The organism is Microbacterium sp. NPDC058269, assembly GCF_042881445.1.
Classification (GTDB): Bacteria; Actinomycetota; Actinomycetes; order Actinomycetales; family Microbacteriaceae; genus Microbacterium.
Genome location: NZ_JBHVXT010000001.1, coordinates 1,153,335 through 1,171,168, shown reverse-complemented (window position 1 = coordinate 1,171,168; position 17,834 = coordinate 1,153,335). Strand labels below are relative to the sequence as shown.

The window sequence follows — 17,834 nt, the reverse complement described above, 5'->3', positions numbered from 1 at the left end:
CTGGCGGTACCGGTGATCGGCCGACGCCGGTTCAGAGCGCCGCGGTCACACCGGGCAGGAGCTTCCCGAGGATCGCCCCGAGCTGTTCGCGCTCCTCAGCGGTGAGCGGATCGAGAACGAGTTCCCGCACCTGCTCGACGTGCACCGGGGCGGCCGTGCGCAGCATCTCCCGCCCTGCCGGGGTCAATGCGGCCGAGAGGGTGCGCTTGTCCGAGCCGCAGGAGGTGCGCTCCACCCAGCCGCGTTCCTCGAGCGAGTCCAGAGCATGGCTGAGGCGCGACCGGCTGAGGCCGGCGATACGGGCGAGCTCGGTCATCGTGACGGCGCTCTCGCCCTGACCCGCCAGCGTGACGAGGATGGCGTAGCGCGCGTGGTTGAGCCCGACCTCTTCCTTCAGGGTGCGGTCGAGCACCTGGGGCAGCAGCTGCACGAAGCGGATGACGGGCAGCCAGGTGTCCATCTCGGTGTCGTCGAGTCGACGCGGATGCTGCTGCTCCGCGGTCATCGTGTCCTCCTGGAGTGCCACGCCGACGGTCACGCCGCCGACAGATCGAGGGTGTGCGCCGTGTGGTCGCGCTTGGCCTGCAGGTAGCGGGTGTTGGACTCCGACAGGTGCACCTCGGTGCGCACACGCTCGGTGACGCGGATGCCGAGCGCTTCGAGCTGAACGGCCTTGTCGGGGTTGTTGCTCAGCAGGCGGATGCCGTCGACCCCGAGTGCGTTCAGCATCTGGGCGGCGACGGTGTAGTCGCGCTCGTCCTCGCCGTGGCCCAGGGCGACGTTCGCCTCGTAGGTGTCGAGGCCCGCGTCCTGAAGGGCGTACGCGTCGAGCTTGGCGTAGAGGCCGATGCCCCGGCCCTCCTGGCGCAGGTAGAGCAGGAAGCCGCCCTCCTCTGCGATGCGCTCGACGGCTTCGCGCAGCTGGGGGCCGCAGTCGCAGCGCTCCGAGCCGAACACGTCTCCGGTCAGGCACTCGCTGTGCGGGCGCACGAGCGGGGCGTCGCCGCCGTCGATCGCGCGCTCGAGGGCTGCGCGCCAGTCGCCGAGTCCGAGCAGCAGGTGCTCGCGACCGTCGACCAGGCCGTCGAACGTGACCACGTCGGCAGTGGTGGAGAAGCCGTCGCCGAAGCGCAGCGGCACGCGGACGCGAGTGCGTTCCGTGGCGACCGGAGCGACGGTTGAAGTTTCAATCATGTCGGGTGCAACGCGGCGTCCTGCCGGGTATTCCCGGATCCCTAGATTTCGAGGGGTTCCCTCAGACCCTCCCATCCGCCGGGGAATCAGTGTGGACTGGAGTGCACGCGAGAGAAGGAGCACCACGAATGCGCGGAGTAGTCATGCACGCCCCCGGCGACGTCAGGGTCGAGGAGCGGGAGAAGCCCACCATCACGCGGCCGACCGATGCCGTGATCCGGATCGCCGCGACCTGCATCTGCGGGTCCGACCTCTGGCCGTACCGCGGTGACGACAGTGTCGACCACACCCCGATGGGGCACGAGTACGTCGGCGTGGTCGAGGAGATCGGCGACGAGGTGCAGACGCTGAAGGTCGGCGACTTCGTGGTCGGCTCGTTCATGGCATCGGACAACACGTGCGAGATCTGCCAGGCGGGCTACCAGTCCCGCTGCGTGCACGTCGTCCCGATGGGCCGGTTCGGCACGCAGGCCGAGTACGCGCTCATCCCGCACGCCGACGGCACCCTTGTCGTGACGCCCGGACAGCCCGACGCAGACCTGATCCCCTCGCTGCTCGCGGCATCCGACGTTCTCGGCACGGGGTGGTTCGCCGCCGTCGCCGCCGAGGTCGGACCGGGCAAGACCGTCGCCGTCGTCGGTGACGGTGCGGTGGGCCTGCTCGGCATCCTCGCCGCACGGGAGCTCGGCGCCGAACGCATCATCGCGATGAGCAGGCATGCCGACCGGCAGGCACTGGCCCGTGAGTTCGGCGCGACCGACATCGTGTCCGAGCGCGGCGATGAGGGCGTCGCGCGCATCAAGGAGCTCACGAACGGCCTGGGCGCGCACTCGGTGATCGAGGCGGTCGGCACGCAGGAGTCGATGATGCAGGCGATCCGCTCCACGCGCCCCGGCGGACACGTCGGCTACGTCGGCGTCTCGCACGACGTCGCGCTGCCCGGGGAGGAGCTGTTCTTCTCCGGCGTGCACCTGCACGGCGGTCCTGCTCCCGTGCGGCGCTTCCTCCCCGAACTGATCCGGCTCATCTGGGACCGGAAGATCGACCCGGGCAAGGTCTTCGACCTCACCCTTCCGCTCGAGGACGCGGCGGAGGGATATCGGGCGATGGACGAGCGCCGCGCCACGAAGGTGCTGCTCACGGTCTGACGTCCGGGGATGCTTCCTGCCTCGCCCTTCGCCGCACCACCTTCAGCTCGCTGGCGAGGATCCCGAGCACGACGAGCGCCCCGCCGATGAGCGCGGTCGCGGGCAGGCGCTCGCCGGCGATGCGTCCGATGCCCCCCGCCCACACTGGTTCGCCGGCGTAGATGATGGTCGCGCGGGTGGGGGAGACCGATTTCTGCGCCCAGTTCATGGTCAGCTGGATCAGGCAGCTCGCCGCGCCCAGCCCGACCGCGCAGCCGACCCAGATCCACGAGAACTCCGGCACGCCCTCGCCCACCACGGGCATGGTGAGCAGTCCCAGCACACCGGCGGTCAGCAGCTGCACGACGGTGATGCGTCCGAGGTCGATCTTCCCCGCGAAGAGGCTGATCAGGATGATCTCGGCCGCGATCGGAAGCGTGCTGATCATGGTCACGATCTCGCCGGTGCCGAGGGAGAGGGAGAGTGCGTCCGGGCCCGCGATGAACAGCAGTCCGACGAAAGCCAGCGCCGCCCCGACGAAAGCCATGGCGGGCGGACGCGTGCGGAACACGGCCCACTGCGCGAGCGGCACCAGTGGGACGTACATCGCGGTGATGAAGGCCGAGGTGCTGCTGTCGATGCTCTGCAGCCCCAGGGTCTGCAGGCCGTAGCCGAGGTAGATCATCACGCCGATCGCGACGCCCGCACCGACGTCGCGCCAGCGGATGCCGCGCAGCACCCGTCGGAAGATCACGACGCTGATCAGCCCCGCGAAGAGGAACCGGATGCCGACGAAGAACCACGGGCCGGAATGCTCCATCGCCCAGTGCACCAGCAGAAACGTGCCGCCCCAGACCGCGGTGATCGCGATGAGCGCGGCCTCTTGTGGGCGAAAGCGCATCCAGCGGAGTCGAGAGGGCATCGTTCGGCCCTTTCTCGACGTCGCCGGATAGAGCCTAACGGGCCGCGGCCGCCGCTCGAATCGTGACGGAAGAAGACGATGACGCGCCGGACACCACCGCCGACTCGGTAGCCTCGCAGCATGAGCGACTTCGTGAGTGCCGTCGAACTGAACGACCTGCTGACCCGGGGTGCGCCGGTGCGTGTGATCGACGTGAGGTGGCGACTCGACCGTCCGGAAGCCGGGCATGACGACTACCTCACCGGACACATCCCCGGCGCCGTGTTCGCCGCACTGGACACCGAGCTCTCCACCCACGGCGAGCCCTCGGAGGGACGACACCCGCTGCCGTCCACGGCCACCCTCCAGGACGCGGCCCGTCGGTGGGGCGTGCGCGCGGGGGACACCGTCGTCGCCTACGACGACTTCAGGGGCATCTCAGCGGCTCGCGCGTGGTGGCTGCTGCGTCAGGGCGGCGTCGACGTGCGCGTGCTCGACGGTGGCATCCAGGGCTGGAAGGCCGCAGGGTTCGATGTCGCGACCGACGATGTGAGTCCGGAGCCGGGCGACGTCGTGCTCGACCCGATCGGCGGCGATGCGCTCTCGATCGATGAGGCCGCAGCCTTCCCCGCATCGGGCGTGCTGATCGACGCGCGTGCGGCCGATCGGTACCGCGGTGACTCCGAGCCGTTCGATCCGGTGGGCGGGCACATCCCCGGTGCGCGCAACCTTCCCGAACCCGTGCACTTCGACGCGGAGGGGCGCATCCTCGACCGCGAGACGATCCTGGCGAGCTTCGCCGAGGTCGGGGTGACACCGGGTACGGCGGTCGCGGCGTACTGCGGGTCCGGCGTGACGGCCGCGCACACCGCACTGGTCCTGCACGAGGTCGGCATCGAGGCGAAGGTCTTCCCCGGATCGTGGAGTCAGTGGTCGAACACCCCCGGCCGCCCGGTCGCGACGGGTGATCAGCCCGGCTGATCCTCGCGAGGGCCGTATCCCCAGTGCAGTCCGAGGGCACCGGGACCGAAGGCTCTGCGCACCAGATGCACCGAGGTTCCCCGCGGCGGCGGCAACGGCGTCATGATCACGCCTTCCGGGGTCTCGACGTGCTCCTCGCACCAGTCCGGGATCGCATCCGGATGGAAGCGCGTCCACACCAGCAGCTCCCTGGCCTTCTGTGCCAGGGCGTGGCCGGTGTCGCGCGTCTCCGGGTAGCCGGGCGGATACTCCACCGACCACTCGACCATCGCGGTCTCCGGCGCTGTCAGGGGAACATCGAGCTCGAACAGCACGCCGTGCACCTCGCCGTCCGGGTGCGAGTATCGTGCGGCGATCCGACCTCCGGCCACGGCCTTCAGGAGAGGAGCGGGCGTGCGGACACCGGGGGTGATCTCCAGGAAGGGGATGGCCGTGATCGTGCCCACCGTGGACTGCACGATGCTGCGTGTGATGCTGTAGGCGACGTTGCCGTCGGCGCCGACATCGGTCACCGAATGGGTCGTGAGCTCGCGGGAGGTGTCGGGGTACGACGCCCCGAGGGCGCGGAAGGCATCGATCACCGCCAACTCGAGTTCTTCCTCATCGATGGGGAACTGGTTCGGCCCGAGCGGACCCGTGCGGTTCGTCGAGCGGAGCAGCCTGCTCAGGGCGCCCCCGTCGAGCCCGAGAAGCTCCTCGATGTCGGAGAGCGCGGCCAGCGACTGCACGCCTTCCGGTCGCCGCGCACCGGATCGCCAGTAGCTGAGCGTCGCCATCGACACGCGGTTCCCCCGTGCCTTGAGCTGCCTCTGCAGCCAGGACAGCGTCACCGGCTTCGCGTTTATCGCGTCGCGCAGCGCGTTCGCGAAGTCATCGGATTCGGCTCTGCGCGCGTCATCTTCGAAAGTCATCACAGATCCCCTCCGGTATGTGAAGATCAGCGCCTTAGAGTGAGCATACGACCGCACGCGCGTACCTCAGGGGACCGGGTGGGCATGTGGGGTCACTTGGCCGTCTTCGCAGGCAGGGTGCCCGACCCTGCGATCACCGGCCTGACGCAGTGATGCCCCCCTTGCTGCGTATGTCGTGAAGCCCGGCAATCGATCTGGGGAGATCAGCCGGGCTTCACGAATCCTCCCTCCGCGGGCTCCCGGCGTTGCGGCTGCGCAGCCCCGCGTAGACTGGGAGCAACACCCCGGAGGACTCTGGACCGTCATGTCTGCCCCTGCTCGCGCATTCACCATGCGCCACGTGCAATTGCTGCGCGCTCTGTTCGCCGCAGTCGCTGCGCTGATGATCACCTTCTCGTCTGATCACTCCGCACCCGTCGGTCTGTCCGTCTTCAGCGGATTCGTCCTCATCACCGCTCTCGTGCAGGTGCTCGCCGCCTGGCTGGTGCTCCCCGCCGGTTCACGCTGGTCGTACGTGCTGCTCGCGGCCGTGGGCATCGTCGCCGGCATGGTGAGCGGCATCCCCGCATGGCGTTCCGATGACCTGTTCTTCATCGTCGTCTCGTCGTGGGCGATCATCACCGGCGGCATCGAGCTGCTCGCTGGGATCCGTTCCCGACGCACCGGCGGCATGCTGTCGCGCGACGCGATCACCGTCGGCGCGCTCGGGGTGCTGCTCGGTGTCGCGCTGCTGCTGATCCCCGCCGGATTCCTGCAGGAGTACACGATCGACAAGGCGGGCACGTTCGTGCTCTCCGGCATCATCCTCGGTGTCGGCATGCTGGGTGGCTACGCGGCGATCGTCGCGGTCTTCCTGGGGATCGCCGGCCTCACGCCGAAGCAGGCCGACGACGTTGCCGCGGCATCCGATTCGAACGACAGCGCCGCTCCTGCGGAGCACGGAGGAGAGCGATGAGCGACGAGAAGCCCACCCGCCGGGACATTCTGCGGCCCCTGCACCTGCTGCTCATCGCGCTCGGCTGCGGCGTCTTCGCCATGGTCGTCACGCTGGTCTCCACCGGAGCCTTCACCGCGCGGGTGAACGCGTCGATCGCCGATGGCACGTACGAGGGCCTGACCCCGTTCGCGCTCGGCCTCGTCGTCGGCGGTGGGGCGTTCATCGTGACGCTGCTGATCCTCGCGATGCTGATCCTCGCCGTCGATCCCGCCGATGTCACCAAGACGATCGATCGTCCGGTGCTGTACGACCCGGAGCCGGAAGCGGAGAATCCCGATTCCGAGGCACCCGGCCGTTCCGCATCTTCGTGATCCGGTGACTGCTCGGTCGCGCATTCCGCGTCGACCGTCGCGAGAACATCCGATTAAAGAGCGCTTCGATCGCTCGCTTCTCCAGTACTTTCGGCGTGCCGTTTAGACAATCGTCTCTAGACATCCGATGTCTCGTGTCACACACTGGCTCCTGACGCGCCCCGCATCCACGATCGGCTGCGAGGCCGCACGGCCCCAGATGATCAACGATGCTCCGGAGGTTTGCTGTGATGATGGACCCCATTTCCCGTCGACAGGCGCTGCAGGTGGGCGGACTCGCCCTTCTCGCCCCGCTCGTCCCTCAATTCCTGGCCGCTCGCCCCGCCGCCGCGAGCACGTTCTCCGCGCACGCCGCCCTGCGCGCGATCCCTGCCGGTGCGATCCCCCGCCCGCAGCTCTCGCCGTACGCCCTCTGGTACGCGACGCCGGCGACGAACTGGGAGACCCAGGCGCTCCCCATCGGCAACGCCCGGCTCGGCGCGAAGCTGTTCGGCAATCCGGACGCCGAGGTGATCCAGTTCAGCGAGCAGAGCCTGTGGGGTGGGGTCAACGACTACGACAATGCGCTCGCGGGTCAGCCGGACGGTGCGTACGACACCAGCGTCACCGGCTTCGGGTCGTTCCGCGACTTCGGTGAGGTGACCGTCGCCTTCGGTGCGCGCACCACCGTCAGCTCTCCCGGGGGTCCATACGAGGTGTCGGGGGGCGAGAGCGTCGAGAAGACGTTCGACGGGAACCCCGCGACGAAGTGGTGCCTGATCGCACCGCCCGCCGAGGTGATCTGGCAGGCCGACCTCGCAGAGCCGATCGCCGTCGCGTCCTATGCGCTCACGAGTGCGAACGACGTCCCCGCTCGCGACCCCCAGGACTGGCGGTTCGAGGGGTCTGCCGACGGAACGACCTGGGTCGCCCTCGACGCCCGAGCCGAGACGCCGTTTCCGCAGCGGCTCCAGACGCGCAGCTTCACCTTCGCCAACGCCACGGCCTACGCGCACTACCGGTTCGTCTTCGCGCCGAAGGGGGGAGTCAGCCACTTCCAGGTGGGCGAGATCGCGCTCGGTGGGGTCGACCTGGCGCAGGGGAGCGCCGTCTATGTGTCATCGCCCAGCGGGCACGCCGACTCCCTCGTGGGCAGCATCGACGCCGATCCCACGACGGTCTGGTCGGTTCCGGCCACGGGGCCCGGCGCGGTGTGGCAGGTCGAACTCGGCGCGAAGCTCGCGCTGAACGGCTACGTGCTCACCAGTGCTCCGGATGCACCGGAGCAGGATCCGCGTGACTGGACCGTCTCCGGCTCGGATGACGGGCTCGACTGGAAGACGCTCGACACCCGCGCCGGCGAGACGTTCCCCGAGCGCGGCACCGGACGGGCGTTCTCCTTCGCGAACACCACCGCCTTCGCGATGTACCGCATCTCCTTCTCCGCGCCCGGCGCGATCCGTCTCGGAGGCATCGCCATCACCGGCGGCGGTTTCAGCACGGCAGGGGCCAAGGCCGTCGTCGACTACCGGCGTGCGCTCGACATCGCCGATGGCACCCACAGCACCCACTTCGCGACCGCGCAGGGAACGGTGCTGCGCGAGGCCTTTGCGAGTCGTGATGCCGATGTGATCGCGGTGCGATTCACCGCCGACCGGGCAGGCGCGCTCACGGCACTCGTCGCCCTGGCCTCGAAGCAGGACGGCGTCGCGACCACGGCAGATGCGGGCGGGCGGCGGCTGAGCTTCTCCGGCACGATGGCCAACGACCTCACGCACGCGGCCGTCGTCCGTATCGCGGAGACCGACGGACAGGTGGTCGCCGCCGACGGCGGACTGCGCGTCTCGGGGGCCTCCGTCATCACGCTGCTGCTCGACGCCCGCACCGACTACCGGCTGAGCGCCGCGCACGGGTGGCGTGGTGCCGCACCGCAGCCGGCCATCGAGAAGGCGCTGAACGCGGCGGCCTCCCGATCGTGGAAGAGCCTCCGCTCCGCTCACACCGCTCAGGTCACTGAGCTCATGCAGCGGGCGAAGGTCGAATGGGGCGGGACCGACGGTGCGGTGCTGGCGATGCCCACCGACCGTCGGCTGCTCCGCTACGGGAAGGGCGAGACCGATCCGACCCTCGAGCAGACGCTCTACGCCTACGGCCGCTACCTGCTCCTCAGCTCGTCGAAGCCCGGAGGGCTCCCGGCCAACCTGCAGGGGCTGTGGAACAACAGCAACCAGCCGGCATGGGCGAGCGACTACCACACGAACATCAACGTGCAGATGAACTACTGGGGAGCGGAGACCGCCGACCTCCCGGAGTCGCACGAGGCCCTTGCGGCCTTCATCCGCGAGGTAGCCGTGCCCAGCAGGGTCGCCACGCGGAACGCGTTCGGCGCTGACGTGCGCGGGTGGACCGCCCGCACCTCGCAGAGCATCTTCGGCGGCAACGCGTGGGAGTGGAACACGATCGCCAGCGCCTGGTACGCCCAGCACCTCTACGAGCACTGGGCGTTCACGCAGGACAAGAAGTACCTGCGTGACCTCGCCTACCCGCTGATCAAGGAGATCTGCCAGTTCTGGGAGGACCAGCTCAAGGAGCTCCCCGACGGCACGCTGGTCGCACCGATGGGCTGGTCTCCGGAGCACGGCCCTCGCGAAGACGGCGTCATGCACGATCAGCAGATCATCTGGGACCTGTTCCAGAACTACCTCGAGTGCGCGACGGCCCTCGGCGCCGACAAGAAATACCGGAAGACCGTCGCCGACATGCAGGCGCGGCTGGCTCCGAACAAGATCGGCAGCTGGGGGCAGCTGCAGGAGTGGCAGACCGACCGCGACGACCCGAACGACATCCACCGCCACACCTCGCACCTGTTCGCCGTATACCCCGGGCGGCAGATCACTCCGGACACACCGGAGCTCTCCGCGGCGGCACTGGTCTCGCTCAAGGCACGATGCGGCGAGAAGGAGGGGGTGCCGTTGACCGCCGCGACGGTCTCGGGCGACAGCCGCCGTTCATGGACCTGGCCGTGGCGTGCGGGTCTGTTCGCGCGCCTGGGCGATGCGGAGCGGGCCGGGATCATGGTGCGCGGGCTGCTCACGTACAACATCCTGCAGAACCTGTGGGCGAACCATCCGCCGTTCCAGCTCGACGGCAACTACGGCATCGTCGGCGCGATCGCGGAGATGCTCGTGCAGAGCCACGGCGAGGTCATCCGGCTGCTGCCCGCCGTGCCCGCGGACTGGGCGGTGAGCGGATCGTTCGCCGGGCTCCGCGCACGGGGCGGCTATCGCATCGACTGCACCTGGCGCGACGGGAAGGTCGTGTCCTACGACGTCGTCGCCGACCGCGCGCCGAACATGAGCAACGTGATCGTGGTCGTGAACGGAGAGCGCCGCAAGGTGAAGCCCGGAAACCCGAAGAACGGCAAGCCGATGCGCGACCTCGGCCCGGCGCACTGAGCCCGGCGGCACCGACGTCGAAACGCGACGTCGGTGCCGCCATCCGCAGATCCGGAATACCGCTGCGGCGGATCGGCTTGTCCCTGTAGTGACTGCCTCCGTCGACCGCGCCTCCATCGGACTCCGGTCGGAGCGAGGGCCCATCCTCGGCGCGCTGATGCTCGCCACCGGTCTCATCGCGATCGACGCCACGATCCTCGCGACCGCGGTGCCCAGCATCGTCCGCGACCTCGGCAGCTACCAGCAGTTCCCGTGGCTGTTCTCGGTGTACCTCCTGGCGCAGGCGGTGAGCGTCCCCATCTACTCCCGCTTCGCGGACACGGTCGGACGCAAGCCGATCATCCTCCTCGGCATCGCCCTGTTCCTGCTCGGCTCCATCCTCTGCGGATTCGCGTGGAGCATGCCGGCGCTGATCGTGTTCCGCATCGTCCAGGGGATCGGTGCCGGTGCCGTCGCACCGATGTCGATGACGATCGTCGGCGACATCTACACCGTCGCAGAACGCGCCAAGGTGCAGGGTTACGTCGCGAGCGTCTGGGCGATCTCATCGGTTGTCGGCCCGGCGCTCGGCGGCATCTTCGCGCAGCTCGACGCCTGGCGGTGGATCTTCTGGATCAACATCCCGCTCTGTCTGATCGCCGGATGGATGCTGCTGCGCAACTACAAGGAGCAGAAGCAGACCCAGAAGCACAGCATCGACTACGGGGGAGCGGTGCTGCTCACCATCGGGCTGACCGCGCTCATCCTCGGCATGCTCGAGGGCGGGAACGCCTGGGCGTGGCTGTCGGCACAGAGCGTGCTCTGCTTCGGGGTCGGGGTCGTCGCTCTGGTGGCCTTCGGGTTCGTCGAGCGCCGCGTGGCAGAGCCGATCGTCGACCTGCGTCTCGCGGCCCGTCGGCTCATCCTCACGACCACGATCGTGTCGCTCGGCATCGGCGCGCTGATGCTCGGCGTCACCAGCTTCGCTCCGGCCTATCTCGAGGGGTCCACCGGCATCGCCCCGCTGCTCTCCGGCCTCGCCGTCGCGGCCCTGACCCTCGGCTGGCCGCTCGCCGCCGCGAACGCGGGACGCCTGTACCTGCGCATCGGCTTCCGCCGCACCACGCTGATCGGCATGAGCATCACGACGGTCGCCGCGATCACTCTGGCGTCCGTGGCGTCGTGGCCGAATCCGTTCGTGGTCGCGGGGATCGCGTTCGTGCTCGGGTTCGGACTCGGATGGAGCGCGGCGCCGACCCTGATCGCCGCGCAGGCCTCCGTCGGCTGGGGCGAGCGCGGAGCGGTGACGGGAATGAACGCGTTCGCCCGCTCAGCGGGAAGCGCCGTCGGTGTCGCCGTGTTCGGAGCGATCTCCAACGCCGTGATCGCGCAGGGGGCCGGTCCGGACGATCCCGACACCATCATCCACGCGTCGGTGTGGGTGTTCGTCGCGGTCGCCGTGACCGCCGTGCTCACCCTGATCGCCGCCGCGTTCATGCCGAAGGACAGGGTCGAGGAGCACTCCGGAGAGTCCGCGCCCTAGCCCGCGGGCTCGCCTTCTCAGCGGCGTCGAGTGCACGGGAACTCGCCGAGTGCACGGGATCCGTGCGCGAATGTCCCGTTCACTCGACAACTACCGGTGCACTCGCCGATCACACCGACGCTCTGGGGGCGAGCTGCGCTCAGTTCTCATCGTGATCAGGCGCTACCGAGCAGCCTCATCGCGATGATGACGATGCCGCCGACAATGCCGATCACGCCGAGCACGGTCAGCGCGCGGAACGTCACGAGCGCGCGAACCGCGTCCTTCGTCGGGGGCATGGGCGGGCCCTCAGCGGGCGCCTCCGGGGGTGGGTCGTACGACCGCAGCTGGATGACGATCTCGTCGAGGAGATCGTCGACGCTGTCGGCGTCGTATCCCTCTCCGGCGAACTGCACCCGCCGGAACTGCCTGATCACGATGTCGTCCGGGTTCAGCGCGGGTCGCTGCCCGCGTTCCCACGATTGGAGCGCCGCGACGCACTGCGCAACGACATCGTCGACCTCATCCACGGCGAAACGGCTGCCGGTCCGACGCAGCGGCATCTTCGTCGCTGCGAGTTCTGCACTGTTCATCCCCGGCTACTGCGCGAGCTTCTCTGCGATGCCCGTGTAGGTCGCCGGGGTCAGCGCGAGCAGGCGCTTCTTGGCGGCGTCGCCGATCTCGAGGCCCTGCACGAACTCGGCGAGGTCCGCCGCGCCCACCCGGTGACCGCGCGTCAGCTCCTTGAGGAGTGCGTACGGGTCGGTGATCGTGGAGCGTCCGGCGACGACCTCGGCACGGATGACGGTCTGGATGGCCTCGGCCAGCACTTCCCAGTTCACGTCGAGGTCGGCGAGCAGCACGTCACGCGAGAGCGAGATCGCATTCAGGCCGCGGCGCAGGTTGTCGAGCGCGAGCAGCGAGTGCCCGAACGCCACGCCGATGTTGCGCTGCGTGGTGGAGTCGGTCAGGTCGCGCTGCAGGCGGCTGGTGACCAGCGTCTGGCCGAGGGATGCGAGCAGGGCGCCCGAGATCTCGAGGTTGGCCTCGGCGTTCTCGAAGCGGATCGGGTTGATCTTGTGCGGCATCGTCGACGAGCCGGTGGCCCCGGCGACCGGGATCTGCGCGAAGTAGCCGAGGGAGATGTAGGTCCAGATGTCGGTGGCGAGGTTGTGCAGGATGCCGCCGGCGTGACGCACGCGGTCGTAGAGCTCGACCTGCCAGTCGTGCGACTCGATCTGGGTGGTGAGGATGTTGAAGCCGAGCCCCAGGCCCTCGATGTACTCGCGGGCGATGGTCGGCCAGTCGGCGTCGGGGTCTGCGGCCAGGTGTGCAGACCAGGTGCCGGTCGCGCCGGAGAACTTGGCCAGGTAGTCGGAGGCGGCGATCTGGCCGCGCACACGCTCGAGGCGCCACGCGAACACCGCGAGCTCCTTGCCCATGGTCGAGGGCGTCGCGGGCTGGCCGTGCGTGCGCGAGAGCATCGCGGCGTCGGCGTGCTCGACCGCGAGTTCACGCAGCTTGGCGATCACGGTGTCGAGGGCCGGGAGCCAGACCTCTTCCACGGCGCGCTTCACCGTCAGGGCGTAGGAGGCGGAGTTGATGTCTTCGCTCGTGGCGGCGAAGTGCGTGAGCTCGGCGATGCCGTCGAGCCCGAGCGTCGAGAGGCGGTCGCGCACGAGGTACTCGATGGCCTTCACATCGTGCTGGGTGACGGCTTCCTTCTCGGCGAGCCAGTCGATCTCGGCCTGTCCGAAGTCGCGGTAGAGGGCGCGCAGGCGCTCCTTGTCGGCATCCGAGAGCGGCGTCGTCTCGAACAGCGAGCGATCGGTGAGGGCGATCAGCCACTCGACCTCGACCTCGACGCGCGCCCGGTTGAGGCCCGCCTCGGACAGGAAGTCGGCGAGACCGGTGACGGCGCCGCGATAGCGGCCGTCGAGAGGGCTCAGGGGCTGGGGCGGGAGCGAAGGCTGGAAAGTCAGGGGAGTCCTCCTGATCGGGCCCCTCAGAGGCGGGGCGTGCGGGGGAGACGCAGAGCGGGTTCGAGCTGGCGGAACAGGCCCCGAGTCGCCGCCTCAATCATACCGAGCACGGAATCGAACATCTCCGTGCCCGCGTAGTAAGGGTCGGGCACGTCGTGGGTCGAGGCGTTCGGGTCGAAGGCCAGCAGCAGGGTGACCTTGCCCTCTTCGTCTTCGTCGTGCGCCCATTCCCGCAGGATGCGCTCGTGGGTGCGGTCGAGGGCGACGACGAGATCGTTTTCGGCGAAGGCCGCGGCGGTGAACTGGCGAGCCCGGTGCTGCGAGCCGTCGTAGCCGCGCCGGGCCAGCGAGTCGATCGTGCGATGGTCGGCGCGTTCGCCGAGATGCCAGTCGCCTGTTCCGGCGCTGCGCGAGACGATGCGCGGGCCGAGTCCCTGCCTCTCGGCGAGGTCGCGGAAGACGACCTCGGCCATGGGAGAGCGGCAGATGTTCCCCGTGCAGACGAAGATCACGCGGAAGGGATCCGGGGATGTCACAGATACATTCTGCCCGCCCTCGGCCGTCCTGCACAGCGCGAGCCGTTCCGCGCGATCCTCTGCACACCGCGAACGGGCATCCATCTCTCCACCGGTTGCGGGTATCGGGCCGGGCGAGATGCCCGTGATCCCGGATGCTGGGGCCATGTACTCGTTCGCCAACATCCTCGAAGCCGACTCCGCGCAGGCCGGTGATCGACTTCTCGCCGCCCAGGAGATCGGAGAGGCGGTCACCACGTTGGAAGATGCCGGATCGACTCTGGTCGCGCTCGCCGACCGATCGGACTGGCAATCCGAGGGATTCCGCGCGCTGCACGCTCTGCTCGCGCGGCTGCGCGACGACACCGGAGCGGAGATCGGACACCTCAAGGTGCATGAATGGGAACTGGGTGGGGCGGCATGAGGGTGCCGGAATGAACGCGATCGCAGGCAGGGGAGCGTCAGCCGACGACGGAGGGCTGAGCATCGACCACGGCGGAGCGATCGCCGTCGACACCGAGCAGCTGCGCGATCTCGGCGCGCGCCTGCGGACGGTGGTGTCGCGGTACGAGGACGCGCGGGAGGCGGTCGCTCGTGCCCTGGTGCTCGTCTCCTCCGCAGACGCCGAGCGGCACGTCGATGTCGGTGCTCTGCGGCGCAGCGGCGAGCGGATCGGGGCGCTGGGTGCCGAGATCGAGAACGCCTGCGCGGGAACGCTCGTGATGGCCGACGCCTTCGAGGTGGTCGAGCTGCGGGCGCAGGCGGAGGCACTCGCTCTCACCGACGTCGCGGCGGCGAACGACGTGCAGGCGCGCGCCGACAGGCTCGTCGCCGACGACGAGCGGATCGGAACCATGGCCGAGTGGCTGGTGGCCGGGTGGAAGGAGCGGCGGTTCGAGGGACTGGGGGAGCAGTACGATCTGGCGGGAGCACTCCCACCCCTGTTCCTGGCCGGGGCGATGGTGGGCGTCGCATCGGGCCTCGGGAAGGTCCGGCCGAAGACGGTCGTGTCGAGCGCGGTGCTGTCGGGGGTGGCGGATCCCGTGAAGGTGACACCGGTGAAGACGTCGACTCCGAATGCGCCGACCGGTCTCGCTGCGGCCTTCCGGCGCGTGCCGGGCTCGACCGCGCAGGTCGCGGTCGAGAAGTACACGATGGTCGGCGGGGCGACCCGGTACGTGGCCTACGTCGCCGGGACCCGGGAATCCCTGCCGTGGCGAGCGGGGAAGTCGGAGCCGTGGGACATGGAGTCGAACGTCGAGCTCTATCAGGGCGGCACGTCGGCGTCGTATCAGGCCACCCTCGATGCCCTGGCGGCCGCGGGCGTCGAGTCGGGTGACCGGGTCGATGTCGTCGCGCACTCCCAGGGCGGGATGATCGCCGCCCGCCTCGCGATGGAGAGCGAGTTCGAGGTGTCGACCCTGATGACCGCCGGAAGCCCCACCGAGCCGACCCTCGATGACGATCAGACCCTGCTCCAGCTCCGTCACACTGACGACGTCGTGTCCGCGCTCGCCGCAGGCGGGTCGGCGGAGGGCACGGGAACACCTGACAGCTTCACGGCCTCGCGCGAAGGGGATCCGCACGACGGAATCCAGGATCTGCAGTTGCAGACCCACGGTCTTGAGACCTACGTCGAGACGGCGGAGATGGTGGATGCGTCGCACGATCCGCGCGCCGAAGCCGTCGATGCGTACTGGGAAGAGCTCGGTGAAGCCGTCGAGGTCGAGCGCATCGAGTTCCACGCCGAACGGACGGGGTGACCCCCGATGGGCTCAGTCGCGGCGGCTCTTGCTCTGCGGGCGCAGGATGAAGCCGAAGATGCCGTTGATCACCGAGATGATGAGCGCGGCGAGCACGCCCCACCAGAAGTCGCCGACCGTCAGGCCCCATCCGAAGCCGCTCGTGATCCAGGCCGTCAGCCACAGCAGGAAGCCGTTGATCAGGAAGCCGATCAGCCCGAACGTGATGATGTAGAGCGGGAAGGCGACGATCTTCACGACTGTGCCGATGATCGTGTTCACGAGGGCGAAGATCGCGGCCACCGCGAGCAGGGTCAGCACCAGCTGCAGCGTCTCGCCGGGCGGGAAGGCGGTGATCACGACCTGCAGGGCAGGGATCAGCGTGACGACCCAGAGGGCGAAGGCATTGACGACGACGCGGATGATGAAGCGCATAGTCCGACCAGTGTCCCACGGACACCCGACGGTGTCAGCCTGCCGTGTCTTCCACGATGTGTGCGGTGATGACCTGTGCGATCTGGTTCAGATCCAAACGGCTCTGCGCGACGTCGAGAACGAAGTCGAATGCCTCGTCGTTCGTGAACGTCACCTCGTATCCGTTGAGTCGGATGAAGATGAACGTGAGGTACAGGGAGATCCGCTTGTTCCCGTCGAACAGCGCGTGGTTCTGTGCGACCGAACTGATCAGCGCCGCGGCCTTCTCCGCGAAGGACGGATAGGCATCGGCTCCGAACATCCCCGCTGAGGGGCGAGCGAGCGCGGAGAAGAGCAACCCCTCGTCACGGACGTGCAGTCCGAGTTTCGCTATCAGGGCGAGGGACTGCTCCGGCTCGATGTATTCCGTCGCCATCGCTCAGGCGTCTTCGAGTCGCTTGAGGGTCTCGGCGTAGCGTTCGGTCACCTCGTCGGCGATCGAGAGCACGCGGTCTGTTTTCGACTCGCTGTTCGCGAACCGCGCCGCCGCCTCGATGATCACCGCATGCTTCGAGGTATGCCGGGCGCGCGCGATCGCCTCGAGCTGCGCATCGAGTTCTTCCGGGAGTCGCACCGTCATCGCCATACCAGAATGGTACCACCGCCCATCGCGCCTCGGTAGGCCGCGTCCGAGCCCGTCGCCGCCCGGAGCTCCCTCGTAGACTCGACCTCGTGACCGAGCCGATCCTGCCCCGCATCCGACCAGCCATCGCCGCCCTCGCGCCGTATCGCCAGGGCAAGCAGGCAGGGCCGGATGCGTTCAAGCTGTCGAGCAACGAGAACCCGTTCGATCCGCTCCCGTCGGTGCTCGAAGCGCTGCAGGGCACGACGCCGATCAACCGCTACCCGGATGCCACCGCCGGCCGTCTGCGCGCACGTCTCGGCGCCCGCTACGGGGTCGAGCCCGACCAGGTGCACGTCGCTTCCGGCAGCGTGTCGATCCTGCACCAGCTGATCCTCGCGACCGCGTCCGTCGGCGACGAGGTCATCTACGCCTGGCGCTCGTTCGAGGCGTACCCGAGCCTGCCGCTCGTCGCCGGGGCGACCGGCGTGCAGGTGCCGCTCACCGCCGACTCCCGCCACGACCTCGACGCGATGGCGGATGCCGTGACCGAGCGCACCCGCGCGATCATCCTGTGCACACCGAACAACCCGACCGGCCCGATCATCACGTCCGCTGAGTTCGCCGCCTTCGTCGAGCGCGTCCCGAATGACGTCCTGATCATCCTCGACGAGGCGTACACCGAGTTCGTCACGGCGCCCGACGCGGTCGACGGTCTCGCCGAGCGCGTGTTCGAGCAGCACCCGAATGTGGTGGTGCTGCGCACCTTCTCGAAGGCCTACGGTCTTGCCGGCCTCCGTGTCGGCTATGCGATCGGACATGTGAAGGTGCTCGACGCCGCACGCACCACCGGCATCCCGCTCTCGGTCACCTCCGCCGCCGAGAACGCCGCGATCGCGAGCCTCGACGCCGAATCCGAGCTCCTGGAACGGGTCGCCGTCATCGTCGAGCGACGCGGTCGCCTCGTGGAGGGCCTTCGTGCGCAGGGCTGGGACGTCCCCGACTCCCAGTCGAACTTCGTCTGGCTGCCCGCAGGGGAGCGCACCGACGAGGTGGCTGCGGCCTTCGTCGAGAACGACCTCATCGTCCGTCCGTTCTCGGGGGACGGCATCCGCATCTCGGTGGGCGAGGAAGACTCCATCGCACGCGTGCTCGAGGTCGCAGCTTCCGTCCGCTGAGTCGCCGAGCCACCGGGTCGAGGC

The 17,834-nt window shown here is 68.9% G+C and carries 19 protein-coding genes; 9 read left to right on the top strand and 10 right to left on the bottom strand.

Annotated features, from left to right (window positions below; genetic code table 11):
• Window positions 1-31: 31 nt before the first annotated feature.
• Both ACFVWL_RS05815 and ribA read right to left on the bottom strand, forming a co-directional pair.
• The gene (locus tag ACFVWL_RS05815; protein WP_387179691.1) at window positions 32-505 is read right to left on the bottom strand and encodes a MarR family winged helix-turn-helix transcriptional regulator; all 474 of its coding nucleotides are present in this window, start codon (window positions 503-505) and stop codon (window positions 32-34) included.
• A gap of 29 nt (window positions 506-534) precedes the next feature.
• Window positions 535-1,194, bottom strand: coding sequence for a GTP cyclohydrolase II (gene ribA / locus ACFVWL_RS05810; protein ID WP_387179688.1), 660 nt, complete (start codon window positions 1,192-1,194; stop codon window positions 535-537).
• A gap of 128 nt (window positions 1,195-1,322) precedes the next feature.
• On the opposite strand from ribA, the gene ACFVWL_RS05805 reads away from it, so the two are divergent.
• Window positions 1,323-2,342 (top strand): zinc-dependent alcohol dehydrogenase family protein, encoded by a 1,020-nt coding sequence (locus ACFVWL_RS05805; protein WP_387179685.1) that lies wholly within the window; start codon window positions 1,323-1,325, stop codon window positions 2,340-2,342.
• Here the strand turns inward: ACFVWL_RS05805 and ACFVWL_RS05800 are convergent.
• Entirely contained in the window at window positions 2,332-3,222 is an 891-nt protein-coding gene (locus ACFVWL_RS05800; protein WP_387179682.1) for a DMT family transporter, read from the bottom strand. The two genes, ACFVWL_RS05805 and ACFVWL_RS05800, sit on opposite strands and share 11 nt — an antisense overlap.
• Before the next feature lie 141 nt (window positions 3,223-3,363).
• On the opposite strand from ACFVWL_RS05800, the gene ACFVWL_RS05795 reads away from it, so the two are divergent.
• Complete coding sequence (locus tag ACFVWL_RS05795; protein ID WP_387179679.1) at window positions 3,364-4,203, top strand: sulfurtransferase; 840 nt, start codon at window positions 3,364-3,366, stop codon at window positions 4,201-4,203.
• Here ACFVWL_RS05795 and ACFVWL_RS05790 read toward each other — a convergent pair.
• Window positions 4,191-5,114, bottom strand: coding sequence for a hypothetical protein (locus ACFVWL_RS05790; protein ID WP_387179676.1), 924 nt, complete (start codon window positions 5,112-5,114; stop codon window positions 4,191-4,193). The genes ACFVWL_RS05795 and ACFVWL_RS05790 overlap by 13 nt on opposite strands.
• A 304-nt stretch (window positions 5,115-5,418) precedes the next feature.
• Here ACFVWL_RS05790 and ACFVWL_RS05785 point away from each other — a divergent pair, with 304 nt between their 5' ends.
• The 4 genes from ACFVWL_RS05785 to ACFVWL_RS05770 all read left to right on the top strand — a co-directional run bounded on the left by ACFVWL_RS05785 (window position 5,419) and on the right by ACFVWL_RS05770 (window position 11,378).
• A complete protein-coding gene (locus ACFVWL_RS05785) occupies window positions 5,419-6,069 on the top strand; it encodes an acyl-CoA synthetase (RefSeq protein ID WP_387179674.1) in 651 nt (216 codons plus the stop codon).
• Window positions 6,066-6,422, top strand: a complete 357-nt coding sequence (locus tag ACFVWL_RS05780) for a hypothetical protein (RefSeq protein WP_387179671.1) — start codon at window positions 6,066-6,068, stop codon at window positions 6,420-6,422. Before ACFVWL_RS05785 ends, ACFVWL_RS05780 begins: the two co-directional genes overlap by 4 nt.
• 230 nt (window positions 6,423-6,652) lie before the next feature.
• Entirely contained in the window at window positions 6,653-9,856 is a 3,204-nt protein-coding gene (locus tag ACFVWL_RS05775; RefSeq protein ID WP_387179668.1) for a glycoside hydrolase N-terminal domain-containing protein, read from the top strand.
• A gap of 88 nt (window positions 9,857-9,944) precedes the next feature.
• Window positions 9,945-11,378, top strand: coding sequence for an MFS transporter (locus ACFVWL_RS05770; RefSeq protein ID WP_387179667.1), 1,434 nt, complete (start codon window positions 9,945-9,947; stop codon window positions 11,376-11,378).
• 155 nt (window positions 11,379-11,533) lie between these two features.
• Here the strand turns inward: ACFVWL_RS05770 and ACFVWL_RS05765 are convergent, their stop codons facing one another.
• Genes ACFVWL_RS05765 through ACFVWL_RS05755 form a run of 3 tightly spaced genes read right to left on the bottom strand, consistent with a single transcriptional unit; the run spans window position 11,534 to window position 13,812 of the window.
• The gene (locus tag ACFVWL_RS05765) at window positions 11,534-11,950 is read right to left on the bottom strand and encodes a DivIVA domain-containing protein (protein WP_387179665.1); all 417 of its coding nucleotides are present in this window, start codon (window positions 11,948-11,950) and stop codon (window positions 11,534-11,536) included.
• Window positions 11,951-11,956: 6 nt separating this feature from the next.
• Entirely contained in the window at window positions 11,957-13,339 is a 1,383-nt protein-coding gene (purB, locus tag ACFVWL_RS05760; RefSeq protein ID WP_387180940.1) for an adenylosuccinate lyase, read from the bottom strand.
• Between the two features lie 23 nt (window positions 13,340-13,362).
• Window positions 13,363-13,812, bottom strand: a complete 450-nt coding sequence (locus ACFVWL_RS05755) for a low molecular weight protein-tyrosine-phosphatase (RefSeq protein ID WP_387180937.1) — start codon at window positions 13,810-13,812, stop codon at window positions 13,363-13,365.
• Window positions 13,813-13,999: 187 nt separating this feature from the next.
• Here ACFVWL_RS05755 and ACFVWL_RS05750 point away from each other — a divergent pair, with 187 nt between their 5' ends.
• Together ACFVWL_RS05750 and ACFVWL_RS05745 are read left to right on the top strand one after the other, a co-directional pair.
• A complete protein-coding gene (locus ACFVWL_RS05750) occupies window positions 14,000-14,278 on the top strand; it encodes a hypothetical protein (protein ID WP_387179662.1) in 279 nt (92 codons plus the stop codon).
• Window positions 14,279-14,288: 10 nt separating this feature from the next.
• On the top strand, window positions 14,289-15,617 hold the full coding sequence (locus ACFVWL_RS05745) for a hypothetical protein (RefSeq protein WP_387179660.1): 1,329 nt from the start codon (window positions 14,289-14,291) through the stop codon (window positions 15,615-15,617).
• Between the two features lie 12 nt (window positions 15,618-15,629).
• Here ACFVWL_RS05745 and ACFVWL_RS05740 read toward each other — a convergent pair whose 3' ends face one another.
• From ACFVWL_RS05740 to ACFVWL_RS05730, 3 genes are read right to left on the bottom strand one after another with little or no spacing between them, the layout of a single operon-like run.
• Complete coding sequence (locus ACFVWL_RS05740; RefSeq protein ID WP_387179657.1) at window positions 15,630-16,031, bottom strand: phage holin family protein; 402 nt, start codon at window positions 16,029-16,031, stop codon at window positions 15,630-15,632.
• 34 nt (window positions 16,032-16,065) lie between these two features.
• Entirely contained in the window at window positions 16,066-16,446 is a 381-nt protein-coding gene (locus ACFVWL_RS05735; protein ID WP_387179654.1) for a type II toxin-antitoxin system death-on-curing family toxin, read from the bottom strand.
• A 3-nt stretch (window positions 16,447-16,449) separates the two neighbouring features.
• Window positions 16,450-16,656 carry a ribbon-helix-helix protein, CopG family gene (locus tag ACFVWL_RS05730; protein ID WP_055866625.1) on the bottom strand — a complete coding sequence of 69 codons (207 nt, stop codon included), beginning with the start codon at window positions 16,654-16,656 and terminating at the stop codon, window positions 16,450-16,452.
• An 86-nt stretch (window positions 16,657-16,742) separates the two neighbouring features.
• On the opposite strand from ACFVWL_RS05730, the gene ACFVWL_RS05725 reads away from it, so the two are divergent.
• Window positions 16,743-17,810 carry a histidinol-phosphate transaminase gene (locus ACFVWL_RS05725; RefSeq protein ID WP_387179651.1) on the top strand — a complete coding sequence of 356 codons (1,068 nt, stop codon included), beginning with the start codon at window positions 16,743-16,745 and terminating at the stop codon, window positions 17,808-17,810.
• The last annotated feature ends 24 nt before the right edge of the window (window positions 17,811-17,834 follow it).